This is a genomic window from uncultured Acetatifactor sp., from assembly GCF_948601915.1.
GTDB lineage: Bacteria > Bacillota > Clostridia > Lachnospirales > Lachnospiraceae > Acetatifactor.
Genome location: NZ_CAPDXS010000081.1, coordinates 1 through 24,017, shown reverse-complemented (window position 1 = coordinate 24,017; position 24,017 = coordinate 1). Strand labels below are relative to the sequence as shown.

The following is a 24,017-nucleotide window of genomic DNA, read 5'->3' as shown; positions in this document are numbered from 1 at the left end:
GACTGGAGTTCAGACGTGTGCTCTTCCGATCTCGGGAGGAGCTGACGGGGATATCCATGCAGGAGGCCATCCTGGAAGGTTATCTGAACCGGGAGGAGCTGCAGGCCTATATACAGGAGGGCATTCTGGACGAAAAGGAGCTGGAGGCTTACACGGGCGGCCAGGAGGTTTACGACATTGGCCGGACAGACTCCCATGAACTGGAATACGAAATGCAGATGCTGGAGGAATACTTCGGCGTTCTGGAGACGAATTTCGCGGACCTGAACAGTTGCTACGACTATATCATCGAGGACCATGCCACGGGGAAATATGTGACGAACATGTCCGTGGACGACAGGAACAGAAGCACTGAGGCCCAGTATTTCCAGCTCAGCTTCCGCTTCGACGACGCAGGGTATGTGACCATCGGGGACGATATCTGCGGCAAGGACGCGAGCCAGATCAGAAAGCTGGCCAATGAGGCTGTCAGGGCGAATTTCATCCAGGGCCAGCTGGCCGAGGCCATGGATACCTTCGGCAGATACGGGCGGATGAAGGGGCCCGCGGGCTGTACAGTGACTTACGCCATTTCCACAGAGGAATGGGAGGCCAGAAAGGAGAAGTCCCAGGGCCTGTACGTGGGCAGGCTGGTCAACGGATTGGCCTATGATACGGAAGTCCAATTCTATGCCACGTCCAGCTATCACAACTTTTCCGCCGATGCTTATTACAGCTTCGGCCTGGGGGAAATTCTGGGTCTTTGCATAGCAGGGCTGGCGCTGCTGGGGATGTTCCTGCCCATGCCGGGGACCGGAAAGCCCTGGATGGAGGAGAAGGCCTGCGCGGTCTCGCTGGAATTCCTTGTCTGTGTGGGATTCTGCCTGATGGCCAGCGGCAGTGCGATTCTCTCCGTCATCGTCTATGTGGCCAGCGGCAGGGCAGGGGGGGCGTTTATGGAGTATCTGGGCCTGAGCCTGACCAGCGCCAAGGTACTGGCCATGGCGCTGAATATAGCGGCGCTCACCCTGTATGCGTTCTGCTGCTGGTATGCGGGCATCTGCGCCAGGGCTTTGCGGGAGCTGGGCCTGTGGAGATATATCAGACAGCGGAGCATGATATACCGTTTCTTCCCGTTCATAAAAGGAAAGGTGGTGGGGGCTTATGAGGCGGTGGCGCATATGGATTTGACGAAGGACGCAAACTGGACGATTGTCAAGCTGCTGATTGCCAACGCAGTGATCCTGCTCCTGATAAGCAGCCTCTGGGTAGGCGGTTTCCCGGTGGTGGTGGTCTACTCCGTTCTGCTGTACATCATCCTGCGGCGATATGTGAGCCAGCTGCAGAAGCGCTACCGGATATTGCTGAAGGCTGTGGACGAGATCGCGGAGGGGAACCTGAACGTGTCCATTCCCGAGGACTTGGGCATCTTCGAGCCCTTCCGGGAGCAGGTGTTCAAAATCCAGGATGGGCTGCAGAAGGCTGTGGACACGGAGGTGAAGAGCCAGCGGATGAAGGTGGAGCTGGTGACGAACATGTCCCACGATTTAAAGACGCCGCTGACTGCAATCATCACCTACATCAACCTGCTGAAGGAGAAGGACATTACCCCGGAACAGCGGGAAGAGTACCTGAACACGCTGGAGCGGAAGTCCCTGAGGCTCAAGAGCCTGATAGAGGATCTGTTCGAGTTCAGCAAGGCCAGCTCCCAGAACATCACGCTGAACATCATGGACCTGGACATCATGAACTTGCTGAAGCAGGTGGCATTCGAGATGTCGGATAAGCTGGGGGAGGCAGGGCTGGACGTGCGGATGAACCTGACGGAGGAGAAGGTGATACTGCCTCTTGACAGCCAGAAGACCTACCGCATCTATGAGAACCTCTTCGGCAACATTGCGAAATACGCCCTGCCGGGCACCAGGGTCTATGTGAACGGCTTCCGCATAGGGGACACGGTCATCATCACCTTGAAGAACATCTCCGCCCAGGAGATAACGGTGGATTCCTCGGAGCTGACGGAACGGTTCGTGCGGGGGGACGCCTCCCGGAACACGGAGGGCAGCGGCCTGGGCCTTGCCATCGCCAAGAGCTTCATGGAGCTCCAGGGCGGGGAGCTGACGCTGGAGGTGGACGGGGATCTGTTCAAGGCCACCACCACCTGGCATATGCCCCAGGCAGACGCTTTATCCCAAGGCGCACCCGAATATCCTGAGAGGGCAATTTAGGGTAGTCCCAGAAAGAGAATAGAGTAAGTTCAAATGACCTTGATTGCGAATCGGATTTTCGAGATGCGCTTGTACAATTTCTATCTGTCTGGTGCGAGGATGCAGGAGCTGGATATCCACAAGGCGTCCCTGGAGGATAGAAGCCAGTTTATGGCAGATGGGCATCTGGATATGCGGCCCATTATCAACGGCACCGGGAATTATACTGCATAACGCTGAATGCTGCCTAATGTAATCATGCGAATGAACCAGTCAGCGTTATGCAGTCTGGTTTCACGGCAAGTGAAATCGTTAAGCAGTATGCTATATCGAAGCCAGGACCAGAAGTCTGAGGAGGACAGATGTAATCGTGGATTACCGGGGGGAGCGATATGTCATAGAGATGAAAATATGGCATGGAGCGGAATACAACCGCCGCGGAGAAGAGCAGCTTTTGGGATATCTGGAGGATTACCAATTGAAAAGAGGCTATATGCTGAGCTTTAATTTCAACCAGAAGAAGCAGATTGGCATCCGGGAAGTCCGCCTAGGTGACAAAGTTCTGATAGAAGCCATAGTATAGAGATACAATTAGGTCGATTCCCCACGGCGGGCCGAAAAGGCATTGCCGTGGGGATTTCTATTCATTAGAACCGTCTAAAAATAAACCAATCAATCTCTAAGAAAAATCCATTTTTTCCAAAAAAGCATCATGCTATACTGAATGCAGATATACTGCCGACCGCCGGGATTTACAGTGGTGTCCCCGGGTAAGTACCTGGCTGGCGGTCTGCAGTCGGGTCGCACTGCAAATTTAACCGGTGCGCAGTATAATTGAGGGGTGCAATATGTCTTTTCACATAACATTTCACAAGATGAGCATCCGGAATCAGATGAAGACTATCGTGATTTTGATGCTGGCCCTGTTCGTCCTGGTATGCGCCCTAATCAGCGTATCCATAAGGGCGCTGATACGCAGGAGCGAGGACGAGCATATGCAGGTAGCCACCCAGCGGCTGATTGACCAGATGGATCTGATGTACGGTAAAATGGAGAATTTCTGTATCAACATCGGCGAGGACGATGCGATACAGGCGCTTCTGGCAAGCGACTATGCCCAGATGTCCCCGCTGCGCCGCCCCGCCATGGAATGCCTGGCCAGACACAAGGTTTTGGAGTCTACTATAGAGGATATCTCTCTGGTCAATGACAAAATCCACTATTCCAATGTGCTGCGCGGAGAGGATTTGGACAGGATACGGGCGATGGTGAACGGAAGGCCTTTTCGGTGGATTGGCTTCTGCAGCCACAGCTTCACCAGTGAAGCCGAGAAGCCGGACATGATGGTGTATGCGGGGGATGTCATCGTCGGGACGCAGAACCTGGGGACCATTGTCATATCGCTGAATGCTGCGGATTTCCTGGCGGAGAACGACGGCGAGGAAAACCAGATGTACTTCCTCACTGACAGGGAGGGCGTCCTGTTCTCCATCGGTCAGTCGGCGGAGGAGGTCTATGAGGTGTATCGGCTCTGGCAGGAAGGGGATTATCCGGAGCACCTTGCGGAGGGCGGACATTATGACATCCGCAGCTATTACTTTGAGGACATGGACTGCTACCTGGTGGGAGCGCTGGATGTGCGGGACATGGGCAGGGGCATGACGCAGATACAGCTTCTGATCTGGGGCTGCGTGATGGCGGCAGGGGTGTTCTGTGCCATGTTTTTCCTCCTGGTGTCCAGGGGAGTGGTGAGACCTCTGCACCAGTTCCACGCCACGATTCGGCAGATCAGGCAGTCCAGCCAGAGAGGGCTGGAGACGGATCTGAACCTGAGGGGATGTTCGGAAATCGAGGAGCTTGGACATGAGTTTTCCGGCATGTTGGAGGACATAGAGAGCCTGAACCGGAAAATCTTCCAGTCCGCTACGGATTTGTATGAGCTGAAGGTACAGAAGCAGGAGGCGGAGCTGGCGTATCTGCGCAGCCAGGTGGATCCCCATTTCCTGTACAATACCCTGGAGGTCATCCGAAAGATGGCCCTGGAGAAGGACGCGCCGGAGATTGCCCAGATGACTCTGGACATGGGCCATATCTTCCGCTACAGCGCCAAGGGCGAGGACGAGGTAACCCTGGAGGAGGAAATCTCCATTATCAAGTCCTATAGCCGGATCCAGCAGATGCGCTTCGAGGGGAAGATTTCCGTGTATTATTTCGTTTCTGAAGACGTGTTGGAGCTGAAGGTGATGAAGATGCTGCTGCAGCCCATTGTGGAGAATTCCATCTTCCACGGGCTGGAGCCCAAGAGCGGCAAGGGCAGCCTCTACATTGGGGCCAGGGTGGAGGAGAACGATCTGATCATAACGGTAAAGGACGATGGTGTGGGCATCGGGGAGGCGGAGCTGGCAGAGCTGCAGGGCATGCTGCGGGAGAAGAGCGCGGACACCAGGAAGCATGTGGGGACGCTGAACACCAACGCCAGGATTCGGCTCCAGTACGGGGAGCGATACGGCGTCCAGATAGAGAGCCTGCCGGAGGACGGCACCACGGTCACCCTCCGGCTGCCTGCAAAAGAGTGAAAAGAGCGTGAGAAGAATTTGTGAGTATTTGAAAGGAGAGGGATGGCAGATGTTCCGGGTATTGATAGCAGATGATGAAAATTCCGTAATACAATCTCTGGTGGGCTCCGTGCCCTGGGTTGAGCTTGGTCTGGTGGTGGCAGCCACGGCATCTGACGGCAGTGAGGCGCTGAGGCTGGCCCAGAAGGAGCAGGTGGACGTGGCGATCATTGATATCCGCATGCCTGGGATCAACGGCCTGGAGCTCTGCGAGCAGCTGCGCAGGCGGAACGAAAAGATGCAGCTTATCATCGCCAGCGGCTACGCGGAGTTCGCCTATGCGGAGAAGGCCATCCAGTACGGCGTCATCGGATACTGCTTAAAGCCCCTGGACTATACCCAGATGACCCGGTTTTTGCGCAAGGCGGTGCAGAACCTGAACCGGGACAGGCATATCGGGGACTGGGAGGATTTGGTGGACGTGCTGGAAAGACGCAACGCATCGGAAATCAGAGAATGCCTTTCGGGCCTTGGGTTCACCCAGGAGAGCTGCTTTCTTGCAGCCTCTGTAGGGGAGCGGAAGATGGAGGCGCTGGAGCAGGCGGGGATCTGCCTGCGGCTGGGCTGGCGGCAGTGGGGCTATATCATGAAGACAGACCGGGTATCGGAGCTGGCGGAGGCTCTGGAGGAGATTCCCGGGTGGTTTGGAATCGGGTATCTGGAGCAGGCGGTATCCGGCGGCGAAATCTACGACGGGCTGGAGGAGTGCAACAGGCGCGCTTTCCAGTATTTTGTGGACAGCAAGGAGCGGATATGCGCCCGACCGGACGAGGCAAAAGCCAACCGCTGGCTGGACAGCGTCCAGGAGAAGCTCCAGGCAGGCCAGTGGGGCGACCTGAACGCCCTGCTGGAGGAGATCAGGGACAAGGGCAGGGGGGACTTTACCGTGTACAGCGCCCTGCGGCTCTGCAACATGGTCTCCACCCAGTCCCAGTCCCGGGACGAGGAGAACGATTCCTATGTCTATAGCATAGAGCAGCTGGTGGAAATCTATGGGGATTTTGCGGAAATGATAGGGCGGCTGAAGCGGCTCCTGGAGGAGCACAGTCTGGGGGCGGAGAACCAGCCCAGGTTCTCCAACGCGGCGTTCATGAAGCTGATGCAGTATATCAACGAGAACTACAAGGGGGAGATTTCCCTGTCGGGGGCGGCCCAGGTGCTGCATATGAATTCCAACTATGTGAGCCAGCTTTTTAAAAAGGAGGCTGGGATTACTTTTGTGCACTATGTGACCCAGAAGCGGCTGGAAGATGCCAAGGAGCTGCTGGCCAATACCAAGAAGCCTCTGACGGATATTGCCTTGGAGGTGGGCTTCAACGATACTTTCCACTTTATCAAGACGTTCAAGAAATTTACCGGGGTGACACCGGGGCAGTACCGCACCAATAGCTGAAGGCGGGGCGTGGCCGGGCACAAAACGGCGGCAGATTAGGATGGGGAAGGAGCGGCAGGAAGGGTATGAGAGGACGGATTCTGTTTTTGGGGTTGATGATGATTTTGCTGTCCGGGGGGGTGATTGGCTGCGCTGCGGATAAGGAGGAGACTGTTCCGGACACGCGGATGAAGATTACCATAGGAGTCTGGGACGCGGAGAAGGCTCTGGCGGGAGATCCGGTGCTGACGGCCATAGAAGAGCGGTTCAACGTGACCTTTGTACCTGTGAACATGACCTGGAATGATTATTATGAGAAAATCGAGCGATGGGCGGCCACGGACAGCCTGCCGGATCTGTTCGTGGGGGATTTCCGCAATTCCCTCCACTATTTCCAGTGGATACAGAAGGGGCTGCTGAGCGCTATCCCAAAGGATCTCTCAGCCTACCCCTACCTACAGCAGTATATAGCGGGGCTGGCCGAGGAAGAGCTCTCTTTGGCGGACGGAGAGATGTACTGCATCCCCAGGCTCACATACCCCTCCCAGGCCTGGACCAGCATCGACAGGATCATTGCCTATCGGTGGGATCTGGCCCAGGCGGCGGGCATCACCGAAGAGCCGGAGACCTGGGAGGAATTCCAGGAGATGATGCTGGCGATTATCCGGGAGGATCCGGAGGGGACGGGCATCCAGGGGCTGACCTCCGGGAGCCTGGATCAGATCAGCGGGCTTCTGCTGCCCTATGCCTCCTCCATCGCTGTGGCGGACGGAACCCAGTTCTTCTGGAAGCTGGATGGGGACGGTGTCTATCGGCCTGTTTATTTTACCGACGATTTGATCCCCGCGTTCCGGCTGGGCAGGGAGCTGTATACTTCCGGTGTCATCGAGCAGGATGCGGTGATGCAGACTGTCAACAGCGCTCAGGAGAAGTTTCTCCGGGGAGAGAGCGCGGCGCTCCTGTACTCCGGCGGATTCGGCGGCGTGTACGGAAGCCTGGGGATTCCCTGGGAGGAATACCATGGAAGGGATTTTCTGGAGGATGTGAAAGCCCTGGGGCTCATGCAGGATAAGAACGGGAACAAGGCGTATCCCATCTGGGGCTATGCCTGGAGCGAATCCTATATCAGTGCCAAAGCGGATGACGAAAAACGGGATAGGATACTTCAAATTTACGATTATCTCCTGAGCGACGAGGGAGCTTTCCTGGGCACCTACGGCCCGGAGGGGGATTTGTATGAGGTGGTAGGCGGTAGGGTAGAAATGCATGATCCAGAGGTCTATGTAGCGGGGAAATATCCCTCCTGCGGGGTGTTCGCCACACTGGTGCGCTGGGATTCCAGCTTGTATGACGAGCGATTTCCCGACACGATTCCATCGGCTTACAAGGAGAGGGATATGGAACTGATGCGGGAGGCGGAGACTGTCCCAATCCCGGCGTATGAGCCCAGATGCAGCAGCATCATGAAGGAGTCCCAGATTGACTTCACGATTCAGGTTGGGGGCGACTTCGTGCGCATCATGACCGGTTCGGAGCCGGTGGAGGAGATGTGGGAGGAAATCAGGCAGGAGTACGAGGAGGCAGGGCTGGAGGATGTGATACGGATCGTGAACGAGAGGATGCGGGAGGAGCCATGATGCCCCTCTTCAAAGAATGCCCTTCTTCATTGAATGCTCTTCTTCAAAGAATGCTCATCTTCATTGTGTCGCGCTGCAATATGCACAGGGACAGTCGCCATTCGATTGTCCTTTTTTTATTCCTGCTAAGAAAATGACATATTGAATCCGGTTTCATGTCTATTTTTCAGGCGAAACAGAGAGATTTGCTTCATAGGATTTGGACAGGTTTTCCATTATAATAGGCAACAGGAAAGAATTTCAACAGAAAATTCTTAAAAAATGGACGAAAAAACAAGGAGGGACGGGAAATGGGAATGAAAGGAAAGCATTCCAAAGGGCTCAAGGGGCATCCGAAGACCTGGAGGCAGGAAGTGGCGCACAACTGGCCGCTGTACGTGCTGGTACTGCCCAGCATCATACTGGCGGTGATATTCTGCTATATCCCCATGGGCGGCCTGGTGATGGCGTTCCAGAACTATAAGCCCTGGCTGGGGATCCGGGGATCGGAATTCATCGGCATGGAGAATTTCAAACAGATTTTCATGTTCAAGGAATCTTATCAGGCGATCATCAACACCCTGATCATCGCGGTGGCGAAGATCATATGCGGCCTGGTGGTGCCGATTGCCATGGCGCTGCTCCTGAACGAGGTCAGGCATGCGGGGCTGAAGAAGGGAATCCAGACGCTGGTCTATCTGCCCCATTTCCTCTCCTGGATTACTGTGGCAGGCATGCTGCGGGACATCCTGGGACTGGACGGAATCGTGAACAGCTTTCTGCAGAAGCTTGGCGTGGATCCCATCTTCTTCCTGGGGGAGGCCGGGATGTTCCGGCAGATCGTGGTCATATCCGATGTGTGGAAGGGCTTCGGCTTCGGCATGATCGTCTACCTGGCGGCCATCTCCAACATCGACCAGAACCTGTATGAGGCGGCGGAGATGGACGGGGCCAACCGCTGGCAGCAGACCATACATATCACCCTCACCGGCATCCTGCCCATGATCATCGTCATGGCTACCCTGAGCTTAGGAAACGTGTTGAACGCAGGCTTCGACCAGGTTTTCAACCTGTATTCGCCCCTGACCTACAGCACAGGCGATATCATCGACACTTATGTGTACCGGCAGTCCCTGGTGAACGGACAGTACAGCTTTGGTACGGCGGTGGGCCTGTTCAAGTCGGGAGTAGGGCTCCTGCTGACGGCGATTGCATATAAGCTGGCGTATAAGTTCGCCGGATACAGAATCTTTTAGGAGGTGGATGAAAGTGAGACGTGTTTCTACGGGGAGAAAGGTATTTATTGTCTGTAATACGATATTCCTGCTTTTGATGGCTCTGCTGTGCGTGCTGCCGCTATTGAACCTGTTCGCCATCTCCTTGAGCGGCAAGGCGGCTGCGAACAGCGGCATGGTGACCTTCTGGCCGGTGGACTTTACCACCATGGCCTATGAGAAGACCTTCCAGAACGCGAACTTCATCCGTTCCATCGCCATCTCCGTGGCGCGGACGCTGATCGGTACGTTTTTCAGTATGTTCGTCATCGTTACGGCAGGGTACGCCCTGTCCAAGGATTTCAGAGGGCGGACGGCGCTGATGTGGTTCTTCGTGTTCACGATGCTTTTCGGCGGCGGCCTGATTCCCAGCTACCTGGTGAATTCAGCGTTGGGCCTGAAGAACAGCTTCTGGGTCTACATTATTCCGGGGGCGTTCAGCTGCTATAACCTGATACTGATCATGAACTTCTTCAAGTCCATTCCAAAGGCTTTGGAGGAGGCGGCTCTGGTGGACGGCGCGAACTTCTTCCAGATCCTGTGGAAGATATTCCTGCCCCTGTCCAAGGCGGGGCTGGCCACGGTAGCCCTTTTCATCATGGTAGGCAATTGGAATGAATGGTTCACAGGTATCCTGTACATGTCGGATACCAAGGATTACCCTCTGGCCTCCTTCCTGCAGGTCATCGTGGTGCAGGGGAACCAGCAGGATCTGGCCCTGGATCCCACCTCCGCGGCGGCCATGTCGGAGCGCACCATCAAAGCGGCCCAGGTGTTCATCGGCGCGCTGCCCATCCTGATGGTGTACCCGTTCCTGCAGAAGCATTTCGCAAAGGGCATCGTCATGGGAGCTGTGAAGGAGTAAATGGAACAGGAGCATTCCATGGAAGAGGAGCATTCCATGGAAGAGGAGCAGAATCTCCGCCCCTGAAGGGGCTTGAGATAAAATGGAAGAGGGGCATTCCATATGGAGGAAAGGTCTTCGGATGGATGAGGACATTCCCATGGAAGCGGCATCTTCCATAAAAATCAATCGAGGAGGATGAAAATGAAAAAAAGAAAAGTAGCCTTAAGTCTGTTGCTGGGCACGGCAATGCTTCTGAGCGCATGCGGCGGCAGCGGCGGGGAATCCAGCCAGGGGAGCAGCAGCCAGGAGAGCAGTCCCGCGGCGGAGAACAGCGAGGATGCCGGTGCGGACGCCGGTGCGGAAGAGGAGAGCAGCGTCGCGGACGCAGGGGAAGAGGCCGGCGGCAGCGGCGAGGTGCTGACCATCACCATCGCGAAGCAGCTTGACGAGAACACCGGGCGGTACGCCTCCGGGGACGACATCAACAACAATCCCATGACGCGGCTGGCCGAGGAGAAGCTGGGCCTGAAGATGGAGACCACGCTGCTAGGCGGCGATGCGGGAAACTATGACACGAAGCTGCGCCTGGCCCTGACGGGTTCCGAGGATCTGCCGGACGTGTTCCCGGTGTACGGCACCCAGATGATTGCGGACATGATTGAGTCCGGACGGGCGAAGGACATCACGGACGACATCGAGCAGTACATGCCGGAACGTCTGAAGGAGGTCTATGACCAGTATCCCGCCACCTTCTATCCGCTGACCAAGGACGGCAGGACATACGGAATCGCCTGCTCCCCCCATCTGACAGAGGGCCAGGTCATGATTATCCGCCAGGACTGGCTGGACAACTTAGGACTCCAGGCCCCGACCAACATGGACGAGTTCGAGGCTGTCATCAAGGCCTTTACCGAGGACGATCCGGACGGCAACGGCCAGAAGGATACCTATGGCTTCACCTATTCCGGCAGCGACCTTTACAACACCGGCTGGGTGGCAGACCCTGTGACCCTGTTCTCAGCTTATTCCGGAAAGAACTATCCCGGCAGCTGGCAGGAGGACGAGAGCGGCAACCTGATGTACGGCTCCATCCACGAGGGGAACAAGAAGGCCCTGGAGCGGATCGCCCAGTGGCATGCCAACGGCTGGCTGTTCCAGGAGGCTGCCGCCACAGGCGCATGGGACGCCATGGGACAGTTCACGGAGGGCAAGGCAGGCATCTTCATCGGTCGTCCCTGGGCCATCGGCTCCGTGGCTGACGTGACCAGCGTCCATCCCGATGCCGTGATCAAGGCTTATCCGACCCTGCGGCAGGACAATGGGGATCCCACCTACCAGGCAGCCGAGGTCAATGACGGCTGGCTGATGTTCAACAGCGAGTTCGAGCATATGGAAGAGTTCTTCAAATATCTGGACTGGCTGTATGACGGGGCTTTCGGAACCGGCGACTTCCAGTACGGCTATCTGCAGGAGTATGACTACGATATCGTAAACGATAAGGTGGTGTTCGACAGCACGCTGTTCGATCCCCCTGTGACGGATCCCTTCATGCCTGGCAAGAGCACAGTCATGAAGAACTCCCCCGCGCTGAACACCACGGACGACTATGTCAACGTATCAGGGGGCAAGACGCCGGAGAGCGGTGGAGAAATCCGTGCGGCGGCAGCTTTCGAGACTTCGCCCGCCATGGCCGAGGGCTATGTGATCGCGGGACAGCATACGGAGGAGCAGCTTCCCAATATGTTCAACACAGCGCCTACCTCCACCATGCAGAGGAGCTGGGAGCAGCTCCAGACCATGGAGAAGCAGCTGTACACCAACATCATCTACGGCAAGGAATCCATCGATGCTTTCGACAAGTTCGTGGAGGACTGGAAGGCACAGGGCGGAGACCAGATTACGCAGGAAGTGAATGAGTGGTATCAATCTGTGAAGTGATACAGATAATCTGTAGAGCAAGATGCCATGATAAGAGGGGCTGTCGCGGCTGCGGCGGCCCCTTTTTCAGGGAATTTTTTTGCAATTTTTGTGCTGTCCCAGAATTCTTTTGCATAGTCCGTGGTGGTGTGCTAAGATGGAAATGAAGAAGGGCATTCATTGAAGAAGGGCATTCATTGAAGATTTAGATGCTGGCTACGGGAACAGGAGGTGCTCTATGGGAATTTATCTGAATCCGGGAAACCAGGGGTTCCGGGAATCGATTCGCTCCAAGATATATGTGGACAAGACGAATCTGATTGCCTGTACAAATGAATTATTGAATACAAATGATAAATATGTCTGTGTCAGCAGACCAAGGCGTTTCGGGAAATCCATGGCGCTTCAGATGCTGGCCGCCTATTATGGCAGCGGCTATGATTCCAGGGAACTGTTCGCGGGGCTTAAGATTGAGAGCAACGAATCTTTCCCAGAGCATCTGAACCGATATGATGTTATCTATCTGAACATGCAGCAGTTCCTGATTGAGACAGATTCCGAAAAGGTGACAGAATATCTGGAGCAGGAAGTAACAGGGGAATTGCAGGAGGAGTATGAGGACATCTTAAAAGGGCAGAGCATGGGACTTGCCGCTGCGCTGAGAAAAATTTACGCGAAAACGCACAGACCGTTTATCTTTCTCGTTGATGAATGGGACTGTGTGATGCGGGAAAGGCAGGAGTCCGAGGCGCTGCAGAAGCAGTACCTTGATTTCCTGCGCAATCTCCTGAAAGACCAGATTTTCGTGGCGCTGGCCTATATAACAGGGATTCTGCCGGTGAAGAAGTACGGGCAGCATTCCGCTCTGAACATGTTCTGGGAGTATTCCATGACCAATCAGTATGCCTTTGAAGAATACACCGGCTTTACGGAAGAGGAAGTAAAGGCTTTATGTGTGCGGTTCGACATGGATTTTGAGAAGATAAGTGACTGGTATGACGGATATCGCTTGCGGCGGTTCCGCCATATCTACAATCCCAGGTCTGTGGTGGCTGCCATGCGCAACGGCGTGCTGTCCAACTACTGGACTTCCACGGAGACCTATGAGGCGCTGAAAATCTATATGGACATGGACTTCGATGGGCTTCGCTCGGACATCGTGCGGATGCTGGGCGGAGAGCGGGTGAAGGTCAATACCCGTAGCTTTCAGAACGATATGCGGAATTTTGATACAAAGGATGATGTCCTGACGCTATTGATTCATCTGGGATATCTGGGGTATGACTCCGAGACGGAGGAGGCGTTCATCCCCAACAAGGAGATTATGGGGGAATTCGAGAATGCCATGAGCGTGGGCGGTTGGCCGGAGGTGATGCGGGTGCTGAAGGCATCCGAAAAGCTTCTGGAGGACACGCTGCGGGGAGATGCTGAGAGCGTAGCCCAGGGGCTGGACAGGGCGCATACGGAGGTGGCTTCCATATTGACATATAATGATGAGAATTCGATTGCATGCGCAATCAGTCTGGCTTACTACAGCGCCAGGAAAGAGTACAAGATGATTCGGGAGCTGCCCTCCGGACGGGGGTATGCGGATATCGTTTTCCTTCCTCTGCCCCACACGGGCAAGCCCGCGCTGGTGGTGGAACTGAAATATGACAAGACCGTCAGCGCTGCCATACAGCAGATTAAGGACAGGCAGTATACACAGGCGTTGGAAGGCTATGTGGGAGAGATACTGCTGGTGGGCGTGAACTACGACAAGGACGATCCGAACAAGCCCCACAGCTGTATCATAGAAAAGGTGCATTCCATAGAGAGAGCAGAGCATTGAGAACAGGAATCTTGAAGAACCCATAAAAGGGAGGAATCGTTAAACAAAATAAGAAAGGCGGATTTACGAATATGAAGAAAATCCAGTTAAATAAATTGCAGCTTACAAAAGGTGCGTCCATCCAGGAACAGGAAGAGGGCAGCGGGATTTTCCGGCTGTCGAAAGAGGGCGCGGGATTCTTGCTCCCGCAGCTGATGACCTGTGAGGAGAGATACCTGACTTTCCGCATAGAGGTGCTGGAGGAGCACAGCCTAGCCATGAACCTGCTGGCTTATGTGCACGAGGAAATGGAAGAAGAGCATTCCATGGAAGAAAAGCATTCCATGGAAGAGGGGCATTCCATGGAAGAAGAGCGCAAGCCCGCATTCACAGTCCGCCTTGGCCTGCTGCCAAGAGTGGAGACCACCGTCTGCATCGATTTGAACTGGATGGACGCCGGAGAGCTTTTCCCCGAGGCCCTGCCTGGCACCCTGAAAATCGTCTGCCACGGCAGGAGAGTATCCAGAGAGGAACTTTCAGAAATCGTCCTGTCTTCCATGCCCGCATTCCACGATGTAAAGCTACGGATTTCAGATATGATGCTGACAGATACCTATCCCGAACAGACACTGCCTGACAGGAAGCCGGTTGACCGATTCGGTCAGTCAACATGGAAAGAATGGACCGGAAAAGTCAAAAGTGATGCGGATTTAAAGCTCCGCCTGGAGGCCCAGCTTGCGGAAAGCGGTAGCGGCTACCCCTTCGAGAACTGGTCTGCCTGGGGCGGCTGGAAGGAAAAGAAGCTGAAAGAAGGCACAGGCTATTTCTCCAAATGCAAGCAGGACGGCAGATGGTGGCTCACTGATCCGGAGGGCTACGCCTATTTCAGCATGGGGCCGGACTGCGTAGGCCTGGGCGGCGACTGCCGCATAGACGGCGTGGAGAACTGGCTGGAGTGGCTGCCGGAGCAGGATGACCCCGCATTCGGCGGCATGCTCGCCCAGGCAGCGCCCCGTGGGAACCGGAAGCGGGGAATGCGTCAGTTCTCCTTCTTCAAGGCGAACCTGTACCGTGCATTCGGAGAAGACTGGCAGCAAAAATGGGAGCACATGATCTGCGGCCAGCTAAAGAAATACGGCATGAACACCCTGGGGAACTGGAGCGACGGCAAGCTCCTGGGCAGGCTGGACATCCCCTATGTCACGTCCCTGCCGGAATTCCCTGCCACTAAGCAGACAGTTTTCCGGGATTTTCCGGACGTGTTCAGCGAAGAATACGCCAGGGAAGCCGAAAGCTGCGCCCAGGCGCTGGCAGCACGCCGGGATGACCCGCTGATGATAGGATATTTCCTGCGCAATGAGCCCATGTGGGCCTTCGTGGACAACCTGGTGCTGGCGGACGAGGTGCTGTACAATCCGGCGGACACAACCTGCAAGGAGCGGCTGATCGGATTCCTGCGGGAGCGCTACGGAGAAATCCACAGGCTGAACGCCGCCTGGGGCTGCGCTCTGGAGAGCTTCGAAAGTCTACGGGAGCCTAAGCGGGACGTGTCCAAATGGACGGCCCAGTCCCGTGGGGACATGCGGGAATTCTCCAGACAGATGCTCCGGGCCTATGTGGAGATTCCTGTCCGGGCCTGCAGGCAGGTGGATTCCAACCATATGATACTTGGCATGCGCTGGGCCTGGATATCGGATCCGGACCTGGTGACCGGCTGGGAGAATTTCGATGTGTTCTCCATAAACTGCTACGCCGTGGATCCCACCGAGAAGATACAGCATGTGGCGGACTTAGGCGTGGATCTGCCCGTCATGATAGGAGAATTCCACTTCGGGGCCCTGGACGCCGGCCTGCCGGCCACAGGGCTGGAGGCCGTGAAGAGCCAGCATGACAGAGGCACCGCCTACCGCTACTACTGTGAGAGCGTAGCTGCCCACCCCTATGGCGTCGGCTGCCATTATTTCCAGTGCTATGACCAGTTCACCCTGGGCCGCTTCGACGGAGAGAACTACAACATCGGCCTCTTCGACATCTGCTCCTGCGCCTACCCCGAAATGCTGGAGCAGATCAGGGAGTGCAGCGGCCGGGTCTACCGGATAGCCGCCGGACAGGCCCCAAGATGCGAAAAAGAAGCGGAGTCCATTCCGATGATTGCCTATTGAGACAGGATAGCGTTCAAAAAAAGCAAAGCGGAGGCAGTGGTGATGCAAGACTATATTGAAGTCGAATCTTATGGAAAGGTGTTCCCCAAAAAAGGGGCAAATAACAGAATGCCCTACGCACATCAAAAGGGGGCAATGGAAAACCTGAATATCATCAATGCCAGCAGGCAATACAGCACGATGATCGTTCTGCCTACAGGCGGGGGAAAGACATATACCATGTCAATGTGGTTATTGAAAAATGCCTTAGACCAGAAGAAAAAGATTCTGTGGATTGCACACCGGCAGATGCTGCTCGACCAGGCGGCAGAATCTTTTCAAAAATTCGCATATTCGGAGGTGATTCCGCATATTCCCTTTTTTCAATACCGAATCATCTCCGGAGCCTCTTGCCATGACCGGATGATCGACATTCAGGCAACCGACAATCTGTTGATTATCAGCAAGGACAGTGCTGGAAGAGACATCAGCGCATTGGACATTTGGTTAAGAGGCGAAAAGGATATTTTCCTTGTCATTGATGAAGCCCATCACTCAACAGCCAAGACCTACCGGAAGGTTATCGAATAGGTGAAAGCCAAAGTCCAAAATGTGAAATTGATTGGATTGACCGCAACTCCTTTCCGTACCGCGGATGACGAAAAAGGACTTCTTGCTAAAATCTATGCAGATGGCCTGCGGGCAGGGAAAATAGTTCATGGCGACATCGGCATTACATATCAGATCGGCCTGAAGGAATTGATCAGCCGACGTATTTTGTCAAAACCGATTTTTGAAAGCTACTACACAGAGGAACTGGGATCATTGTGATTGAACTGTACTATGGCTCGTTTGATATCGCCTGTATCATCCATAGCTACGATATGGGAACGAAGACAGCCAGCATCCTGCTGGAAAATATACGGAAAAACGACAATCTTTTTCTGCTTCCCTGTTATCGTTCCAATCTGCGAAAGCTGTATCTTGACGTGTACTATTGGACGGATTATTTATGCGACAAGCCTACAATAGACAAAGAATTTCCCTCTGTCCAAAAGGATTTTGAAGCTCTTGGACGTGGGATGGAGGAAGCGGCATTCATGACTGAAAATTTTGATATGGATTTGTTCTTCAAAATGAAGCGTCTGCAGATTCTATATTTAGAAGGGCAGGACTATGTGAGAATGAAGCTGCGCACAATGCTCAAAATATATGGCTATAAACGTCGTACACAGGAATTGCTGAGATACTTTCGGGAATGTCTGATGTTCTACCATATGCAGACCTATCTCCGTGGAAGAGAGGAATGTGATGTCGGGGAAATCGGTCTTGATGAAATGATAATCATACGGGTGATTTAAAAGCAAGACCTGATATAATGGGCGCAAATGCCCATGTGGGCAGAAAAGCAGGAAGAAAGTGATAGATGAGCGAAAGATAAGGAGAGGCTGACAAGTATGACAGAACCGGAAGTAAGTTTGCGTTTAGCTATGTACTACATCAAAAACCATCTCACGGAGCATGATGTGAAAGTTTCGGTTGACGGCGCACATATCAAAACCGGAAAGGCACTGCATTTTGACATTGAAGGATTTTTGGAAGAAAATCATTGTGTCAAAATAGATGGAGATCCCGGCCGCTGGCAAGGCAGGTATCGCATAGAAGGCCAAAGAGAGCAAATCATTCTGGAATCCATTCCGGGATATGGAGATGTCCAAATCTGCTTACGGGATGGAAGGATTCTGTTTGTGGAAAGCAAAAAAAGCAGACAAGGAAAAAGCGGCCAGGAGTACCCCCTTATGAGGGAAGCCATCGGACAACTGATGACCAGCTGTTTTATGGATGAAAATACGATTCCGGCTGTTGCGGTGCCGTATACGAAAAAGAGTCTGGAATTAGCGAAGCGATGGTCAAAACTGGAACAAATTCGCAAAGTAGACATACGCTTTATTCTGGTACAGGAAACTGGAAATATAATAACCATATATAAGGATATGACACAATAAATGCTGTAAATCACTTATTTGCTTTTGAGACTTTGGCGGTGGGAAATTCTCCTACCGTCTTTTTATGATTGGATATTGACAAAAAGCAATCATAAGCGTATGCTAATGATAGGAAAAGAGAAAAATGACATCATGCGCTCTTCGGAGGGTAAAGTATTGAATATAGATTTCTGTATAGAATGCAGGAAAGAGACCGAGTACATTCTGCAGAAGAAAGACATCACAAAGAATATAAGGGATAAGGAATATACCTTTGCAATCACGGTGGCCGTCTGTGCGGAGTGTGGAGAGGAAATGAGCATTCCCGGTCTTATTGACAAGAATGTTCAGGAAATCGACGAGCAGTACAGGGCGGCGGAATGCCTTGTATCAATCGATGATATTGAAAAGCTCATGAAAATCTATAAGATTGGGAAGGCACCTCTGTCCCTGGCTCTTGGATTCGGCGAGGTGACCATACCGAGATATCTGGAAGGACAAGTACCCTCTAAAGAGTATTCGGATATCGTAAAAGCTGCGCTGACGTCTCCGGTATATATGAAGCAGAAGCTCATGGAGAACCGGGCGAAGCTGACAGATGCGGCATACAAAAAGGCGCTTTTGGCGGCTGAAAGCATAGAGAGCCTGTTTTCCGTTTCGGATAAGATGCTAAGGGCAATCGCGTATATATTTGAGAAGCTGGAAGAGGTGACCCCGCTTATGCTGCAGAAGCTTCTGTATTTTATCCAGGGCGTTTATTCTGCATTGTACGGAAGACCGATTTTTGAGGAAGACTGCAGGGCATGGATCCACGGCCCGGTTTATCCGCAGGTTTATGACCTGTTCAGAGATTTCAAATATAATCCGATTGATGACGCACGGTTTGCGCTTCTGGAAGGAAGGTCGGATGCCCTGACGGATGACGAGAAGCATGTAATCGACCTTGTGGTAAATACTTTCGGAATGTATGGCGGAAAGGCATTGGAGAAGGTCGCTCACAATGAGAATCCGTGGATGGAAGCAAGGAAAGGATATGGCGACAGCATACCTTCCAGTGAGCTTCTTCCCAAAGAGAGGATTATGAGGTATTATATCGCGATAAACCAAAAATACGGCATAGATACGGAGGACGGCCTACGGAAATATATTCGCGACATGCTTGATAAGGCATCATAATCCATCGCAGATGGAACCTTTTGTGCTCAGGAAAGCGGTTCCGGGTATAGGCAGGCTGGCCCGGTGATACAGGGAGAGAGAGCCGGATTATCCGGATTTAATGTGGTTCATGGAAGAATTGATCATAGAGCCTACGCTGAATGAATGAAATGCGGAGAGAATAGCCTGGCCTTGATGGACTTACGCCTGGAAATCGAAAAGGCGGTTTTTTATAGCCGCCGGAAATCCGTCTACGATTTTCCTAACAGTCCTGTCCTGCAGGTAAGAGGGATTCAGGGTCTGCTTGGAATATTGAAAGGGTGTGTCCTTTGCCAGAGATATCAAAAGCTGTGTGAAAAAGCGTTCCCAACTTTCAGACTCTCTCGCCTCCACATAGTTCCAGGGGGAAGCCAGGATATCCTCCAGTTCCCTGGAGGATATCACGCCGGATTTCAGTATAAGGTATTCAAAGGATTCCGGCATCCAGAGGGCTATTCGCCGATTGGTCTGTACTTTTATATATTCCAGGCAGCTCTCGATCATGGCTCCAAAGGCGGCCCCGTCCACAATGGCCAGGGTATCGGCGGAGTCCGTCTGCTCCAGACAGGAGAGGACATTGCCGTTTCCTCCTGCGCTTATCAGCTTGCTGTCCTTCAAGACATGGGCGAAGAACTGAAAGCCCGCGTTGCTGTCTTCCGTTATGGCGCATGCTATCCGATTGTTCTCGACCACAGGGTAATTGCTGTACATTTCCCTGAAATAATGGTAGGACTCCTTTATATCCGCGCGTTTTCCAGCTGTCAGGATTTCGTAGATTTCATGTATGCTGTAAGGCAGCATTTTGAGAGGCGCGCGGGTCACCAGCACGAAATAATTTCCGGAGTCGCGGACAAAAGCGGCAAACTCCTGAGAAAAGACAAATGTGTTGTTTTCCTCAATGAAGATGATGGTGTCTTTTAGGCGAGGAAAAATCTCCTGCCAGCGCATCCCCACCTCCTGGCGCAGATAGACATAATAAGCCGCATCGGTGGAAACCGAGTAGCCGGATTCCCGTCCTGTCCGAAGATACTCGTACAGCATGTGCAGGAGCGTCGTCTTGCCGGTGGCGCTGTCTCCCTTAATGACAGTGATGTTCCTGCGCAATGTAAAATCGAACAGTGCCCTTTTGCTCTTCACCCGAAAATGATAGCTACCTTTCATCCATCAGCCTTTCTGCCTCAATCAGCCCCAGTACATATTCTTTCCGGTTATGGACGATTTTCCCTGTATTCATAATCTGAATCTCGAATTCCCCCTCGAAGCGGATCATGTACTGGAGATATACGGTGAGGTCTTTCTGCTCGGCAATCTTCAACACCCATTTGGCGCAGTTGTTGCCGCAGTTGGTCAAATTGTATACGAAGGAGTCGTCTTTCAGCATCAGGATCAGGACCTTTACGCCGCCGGACAGCTCCTTCGGGGTAATGGGGCCCAGGATGGGGCTCTCGATGATATGGGCGCTTATGACAGTGGAACTGTCCACGTCTTGGATCATTTCCTTGACAAAGGGATCCTCGATCCATTCGTCCTCATATACATTATCGAAATAGGAGGGCGCGTCGTTCATATAAGATACGCCGCCATAATACCATATTTTCAGCATGCTTCTCTGCCTTTCGCCGATGGTTCCATATTAAGCGCTTTCACACGTCTATTCTAACACGATTGCCGCTTTTTCACAATCCTAATTATAGCTCCCATCCTACGGAATGCGCTGCTCCCGGTTCCTAGGCCAGATCCTTCCTGCCGAAAATCCGTATGGAAACCAGCGCGGAGACTGCCAGGACGGCGAAGCTGGCCGCTGTGAGGGCGATGGAGGAGGCCCAGGCCGGGATGCCTGCCAGGGGGTTCCAGCGGATTTGGGCGCTGAGCTTCACGAGCAGGGGAAAAAGCCATGACATAGCGATGATCGGCAGCAGGAGAAGCAGCTTGACCCGCTCGAAGCCCAGCTTATACTGGAGCGGCATGTATATGCTGAAGAAAAGGGAGTCCGCGAACAGCACGGAAGCGTAAGCCTGCATGGGCAGAGCGGCAAGACCCGGCACCACCAGGGACTCCGCCAGGAAGACCAGGCAGCATGCCAGGTGGAGGATGGGGACCAGGCAGTACTTTGCCCCCACCAGGAGCCAGCGCGGATAGGGCGCGGCGCAGAGCAGGGACAGGGCCTTGGGGCTTTGGCTCTCTTTCAAGAAAATGTACTGCACGGTCATGAAAAGGGTGTATACGGACGACAATGTAAAGCCGATGAGGGCCGCGCCTCCTATGGGGCGGGTGCCCACGTACAGCGGTATCAGGGCAGGTATCCCTATCATCATCGGCAGGTACTTTTTTACGAGAATAAAGTCTTTTTTGATCAAATGATATAGCATTTCGTTGCCTCCTGTTTCAGTATTCGCATCTGGTTCAAATTAGCTATTGCCATTTCCTGGCCGGACCGACAGTCCTCAGGCTTTCGCCTGCCGCGTATTGATATGGGCCAGCATGATGTCCTCGATGGAGGGGCGCTCCAGGATCGCGTCCGGCATGGCGGTCAGCACCCGATTGGGCTGCTGTGTGATGCCTGTGAAGCCGTAGGCGGTCTCCTCCAGACCGAAGAATAGTTCACGGTTCCCCATATCCAACTTCGCCCGGTCGCCCTTGACGATGCGCCAGCGCTCCAGCAGAGCGTCCTTTTCCTCCTGGAAGAGAATTCTGCCGTCATCGATCATGACCAGCATATCCGCGATTTTGTCCAGGTCGGAGGTGATATGGGTGGAGAAGAAGACGCCTCTGGGAAGGTGTTCCTCCCCGGGACGGGACTGGACCATGAAATCCCTCAGGACGGTGAGAATCTGGCTGCGCACCAGGGGATCCAGTCCGCTGGTGGGTTCGTCCATGATCAGCAGCCGGGCCTTGTGGGAGAGTGCCAGGGCCAGGGCGTATTTCGCCCGCATCCCTTTGGAGAGGGTATTGATTGTCTGTCTGGGATTCAGGGAGAAGCGGTCCATGTATTCCCGGAAATCCGCTTCGCACCAGGTGGAGTAGGCCGGGGCGATGGCATTTTTCATCTCCGCCAGCGTCAGCTCCTCATAAAAGCCGCCGTCGTCCAGCACGATACCGATGCTCTCCTTTATCTGCCTTTCATGTCCGGACATGTCCATACCGAAGATGCGTATATCGCCGGACTCTTTTCCGGTAAGCCCCAGGAGCGTGCGCAGCGTGGTGGTCTTCCCGGCTCCGTTCACGCCGATGAAGCCGGTGATGCAGCCTTCCGGCAGGGAGAAGGTCACATCCTGCAGTGCGAAATTCCCGTAGGATTTGTTCAGGCCGGATACTTCTATGATGTTTTTCATGTCGTGCCTCCCTCGCGCGCCTCTACGCGCATGCTGATTGACTTGAAGAATATTTTCAAGCTCCCCTGCGTCCCTGGCCGCCTATATCCGGGCCGATGCAGGGATTCATTCTTCTTCGTACAGGATATCCATCATCTGCGACAGCTCCTCTTTGCCGATGCCCAGGGATTTTGCCGTCTGTATCATGTCCTGCATCTTCTCTTCCACGGCACGGCGCCTGGAATCCCGCAGAAGCTCCACATTGCCGGCAGAGACAAAGGTGCCTATGCCTACCTGGCTGGTGACGAAGCCTTCCTGCTCCAGGTCGTCATAGACCCGGCGCACGGTGAGGACGCTGACCTTGATGTCATTGGCGAAGGCCCGTATGGAGGGCAGCGCGTCCCCGGCCGCAAGCTCTCCCCTGAGGATGGCATCCTTGATCTGGTCTTTAATCTGTTGGTAGAGAGGACTGTCTGAGGCATTGGAAATCAGTATCTTCAATTTTCGTCCTCCTTTAGTGTGATGTGACTATATGCACACTATATACTATATGCACTTTTCTGTCAAGTAGGTTGATACAAGTTTTTTAAATAGGGCTTGAAATATTGCATATTTTCTGAAAAGGACTCATTGACATTATCTGGAAAGAGAGTAGAATAGAGGCTAATATTTTTCCGGGACTTATGGAGAACGTCGTTTTTCTGTTGACAGACGGGAAGTGCAGGCGTTGACATACATCGAAAATCTGGATTTGCCGTCAGCCAAAGGGGCAGAGAGGAGAGGAAATGGAGCATTTAGGAAGCAGGAAACTGGAAACGGAGAGGCTGATCATGCGGGCATTCGTGCCGGAGGACGCGAGGCCGATGTTCCGCAACTGGGCAAACGACCCGGAGGTGACGAGATTCCTGACATGGCCCACCCATACATCGGAGGAGGTGACATCAAAGGTGGTGGCCTCCTGGGTGGAGAAGAACAGCGACCCCGCATCTTATCAGTGGGCTATCATCTGGAAGGAGACCATGGAACCCATCGGGAGCATTTCCGTGGTGACCTGGCGAGAAGAGGTGGGCGAGGCCCAGGTGGGATACTGTATCGGAAAGGAATGGTGGCATCGCGGGATAACGACGGAATGCTTTTCGGAGGTCATTCGCTTTCTGTTCCGGGAAGTGGGGGTGAACCGAATCTTTGCCCAGCATGATGCGAACAACCCTCACAGTGGAATGGTCATGAAGAAGTGCGGGCTGCGCTATGAAGGCCTCCTGCGCCAGGCGGGCCGGAACAACCAGGGAATCTGCGATATGCGCGTCTATGGAATCCTGCGCGGCGACTATGAGGCGGAGCAGGGGAAATCTGCGGGGAAATAGCCGGTCAGCGCCAGCGGGGAAGTCAGAGGGAAACAAGAATAAGAAATTAAAAATAAATATGGAAAGTATACTTGACATTCTTCCAAATCCGCGTATAATGGAAAGTATACTTTCCATAAAACTCTGTAAATAAGAGCAATACAAGGAGGAAAGCCATGAAGAACCGCCTGGAGGAAATCCGCAAAGACCGCGGGATCAGGCAGGAGGACCTTGCCGCCGTGCTGGAGGTCTCGAGGCAGACCATCGGCTCGCTGGAGAACGGACGGTACAATCCGTCCATCCTGCTGGCGTTCAAAATAGCGCGGTATTTCGGAATGGCTATTGAGGACATCTTCATCTATGAGGAGGAACCGTCATGAGAAGGAACAGTCGAGGAGGTAAACCG

General features: G+C 53.6%; 22 protein-coding genes. 17 read left to right on the top strand and 5 right to left on the bottom strand.

The window, feature by feature from the left end; genetic code table 11:
• Positions 1-2,246 precede the first annotated feature (2,246 nt).
• From Q2B33_RS14490 to Q2B33_RS14420, 15 genes are all read left to right on the top strand, one after another.
• Positions 2,247-2,420 carry a hypothetical protein gene (locus Q2B33_RS14490; protein ID WP_300815380.1) on the top strand — a complete coding sequence of 58 codons (174 nt, stop codon included), beginning with the start codon at positions 2,247-2,249 and terminating at the stop codon, positions 2,418-2,420.
• A 136-nt stretch (positions 2,421-2,556) separates the two neighbouring features.
• The gene (locus Q2B33_RS14485; RefSeq protein ID WP_300784116.1) at positions 2,557-2,769 is read left to right on the top strand and encodes a hypothetical protein; all 213 of its coding nucleotides are present in this window, start codon (positions 2,557-2,559) and stop codon (positions 2,767-2,769) included.
• A 292-nt stretch (positions 2,770-3,061) separates the two neighbouring features.
• A complete protein-coding gene (locus Q2B33_RS14480; protein ID WP_300815381.1) occupies positions 3,062-4,762 on the top strand; it encodes a sensor histidine kinase in 1,701 nt (566 codons plus the stop codon).
• A gap of 28 nt (positions 4,763-4,790) precedes the next feature.
• Positions 4,791-6,194 carry a helix-turn-helix domain-containing protein gene (locus tag Q2B33_RS14475; protein ID WP_300914082.1) on the top strand — a complete coding sequence of 468 codons (1,404 nt, stop codon included), beginning with the start codon at positions 4,791-4,793 and terminating at the stop codon, positions 6,192-6,194.
• Between the two features lie 95 nt (positions 6,195-6,289).
• Positions 6,290-7,810, top strand: coding sequence for an extracellular solute-binding protein (locus Q2B33_RS14470; protein WP_300815393.1), 1,521 nt, complete (start codon positions 6,290-6,292; stop codon positions 7,808-7,810).
• A gap of 290 nt (positions 7,811-8,100) precedes the next feature.
• A complete protein-coding gene (locus Q2B33_RS14465; protein WP_300573574.1) occupies positions 8,101-9,045 on the top strand; it encodes a sugar ABC transporter permease in 945 nt (314 codons plus the stop codon).
• 13 nt (positions 9,046-9,058) lie between these two features.
• The gene (locus Q2B33_RS14460; protein WP_300774266.1) at positions 9,059-9,928 is read left to right on the top strand and encodes a carbohydrate ABC transporter permease; all 870 of its coding nucleotides are present in this window, start codon (positions 9,059-9,061) and stop codon (positions 9,926-9,928) included.
• A gap of 183 nt (positions 9,929-10,111) precedes the next feature.
• A complete protein-coding gene (locus tag Q2B33_RS14455) occupies positions 10,112-11,848 on the top strand; it encodes an extracellular solute-binding protein (protein WP_300573580.1) in 1,737 nt (578 codons plus the stop codon).
• 217 nt (positions 11,849-12,065) lie between these two features.
• On the top strand, positions 12,066-13,658 hold the full coding sequence (locus Q2B33_RS14450; RefSeq protein ID WP_300573583.1) for an AAA family ATPase: 1,593 nt from the start codon (positions 12,066-12,068) through the stop codon (positions 13,656-13,658).
• A 71-nt stretch (positions 13,659-13,729) separates the two neighbouring features.
• Positions 13,730-15,799, top strand: a complete 2,070-nt coding sequence (locus tag Q2B33_RS14445; RefSeq protein WP_300573586.1) for a beta-galactosidase — start codon at positions 13,730-13,732, stop codon at positions 15,797-15,799.
• A 42-nt stretch (positions 15,800-15,841) separates the two neighbouring features.
• The gene (locus tag Q2B33_RS14440) at positions 15,842-16,369 is read left to right on the top strand and encodes a DEAD/DEAH box helicase family protein (RefSeq protein ID WP_300573589.1); all 528 of its coding nucleotides are present in this window, start codon (positions 15,842-15,844) and stop codon (positions 16,367-16,369) included.
• Positions 16,370-16,609, top strand: a complete 240-nt coding sequence (locus Q2B33_RS14435) for a hypothetical protein (protein ID WP_300573592.1) — start codon at positions 16,370-16,372, stop codon at positions 16,607-16,609.
• Positions 16,606-17,139, top strand: a complete 534-nt coding sequence (locus tag Q2B33_RS14430) for a hypothetical protein (RefSeq protein ID WP_300573596.1) — start codon at positions 16,606-16,608, stop codon at positions 17,137-17,139. Before Q2B33_RS14435 ends, Q2B33_RS14430 begins: the two co-directional genes overlap by 4 nt.
• Before the next feature lie 96 nt (positions 17,140-17,235).
• Positions 17,236-17,784: a hypothetical protein gene (locus tag Q2B33_RS14425; RefSeq protein ID WP_296474748.1), complete on the top strand. Its 549-nt coding sequence runs from the start codon at positions 17,236-17,238 to the stop codon at positions 17,782-17,784.
• 105 nt (positions 17,785-17,889) lie between these two features.
• Entirely contained in the window at positions 17,890-18,939 is a 1,050-nt protein-coding gene (locus Q2B33_RS14420) for a Panacea domain-containing protein (protein WP_300898346.1), read from the top strand.
• A 180-nt stretch (positions 18,940-19,119) separates the two neighbouring features.
• On the opposite strand, the gene Q2B33_RS14415 is transcribed toward Q2B33_RS14420, so the two are convergent.
• The 5 genes from Q2B33_RS14415 to Q2B33_RS14395 form a co-directional block, all read right to left on the bottom strand.
• Positions 19,120-20,094 (bottom strand): translation initiation factor 2, encoded by a 975-nt coding sequence (locus tag Q2B33_RS14415; RefSeq protein ID WP_300815388.1) that lies wholly within the window; start codon positions 20,092-20,094, stop codon positions 19,120-19,122.
• A gap of 13 nt (positions 20,095-20,107) precedes the next feature.
• The gene (locus Q2B33_RS14410; protein WP_296474754.1) at positions 20,108-20,560 is read right to left on the bottom strand and encodes a DUF4869 domain-containing protein; all 453 of its coding nucleotides are present in this window, start codon (positions 20,558-20,560) and stop codon (positions 20,108-20,110) included.
• 124 nt (positions 20,561-20,684) lie between these two features.
• Entirely contained in the window at positions 20,685-21,326 is a 642-nt protein-coding gene (locus Q2B33_RS14405) for an ABC-2 transporter permease (protein WP_300566022.1), read from the bottom strand.
• Between the two features lie 75 nt (positions 21,327-21,401).
• Entirely contained in the window at positions 21,402-22,289 is an 888-nt protein-coding gene (locus tag Q2B33_RS14400) for an ABC transporter ATP-binding protein (protein WP_300566024.1), read from the bottom strand.
• Between the two features lie 105 nt (positions 22,290-22,394).
• Positions 22,395-22,769 (bottom strand): GntR family transcriptional regulator, encoded by a 375-nt coding sequence (locus tag Q2B33_RS14395; protein WP_296474760.1) that lies wholly within the window; start codon positions 22,767-22,769, stop codon positions 22,395-22,397.
• Positions 22,770-23,053: 284 nt separating this feature from the next.
• On the opposite strand from Q2B33_RS14395, the gene Q2B33_RS14390 reads away from it, so the two are divergent.
• Positions 23,054-23,632 (top strand): GNAT family N-acetyltransferase, encoded by a 579-nt coding sequence (locus Q2B33_RS14390; RefSeq protein ID WP_300767343.1) that lies wholly within the window; start codon positions 23,054-23,056, stop codon positions 23,630-23,632.
• A gap of 155 nt (positions 23,633-23,787) precedes the next feature.
• Complete coding sequence (locus Q2B33_RS14385; RefSeq protein ID WP_300566029.1) at positions 23,788-23,991, top strand: helix-turn-helix transcriptional regulator; 204 nt, start codon at positions 23,788-23,790, stop codon at positions 23,989-23,991.
• The last annotated feature ends 26 nt before the right edge of the window (positions 23,992-24,017 follow it).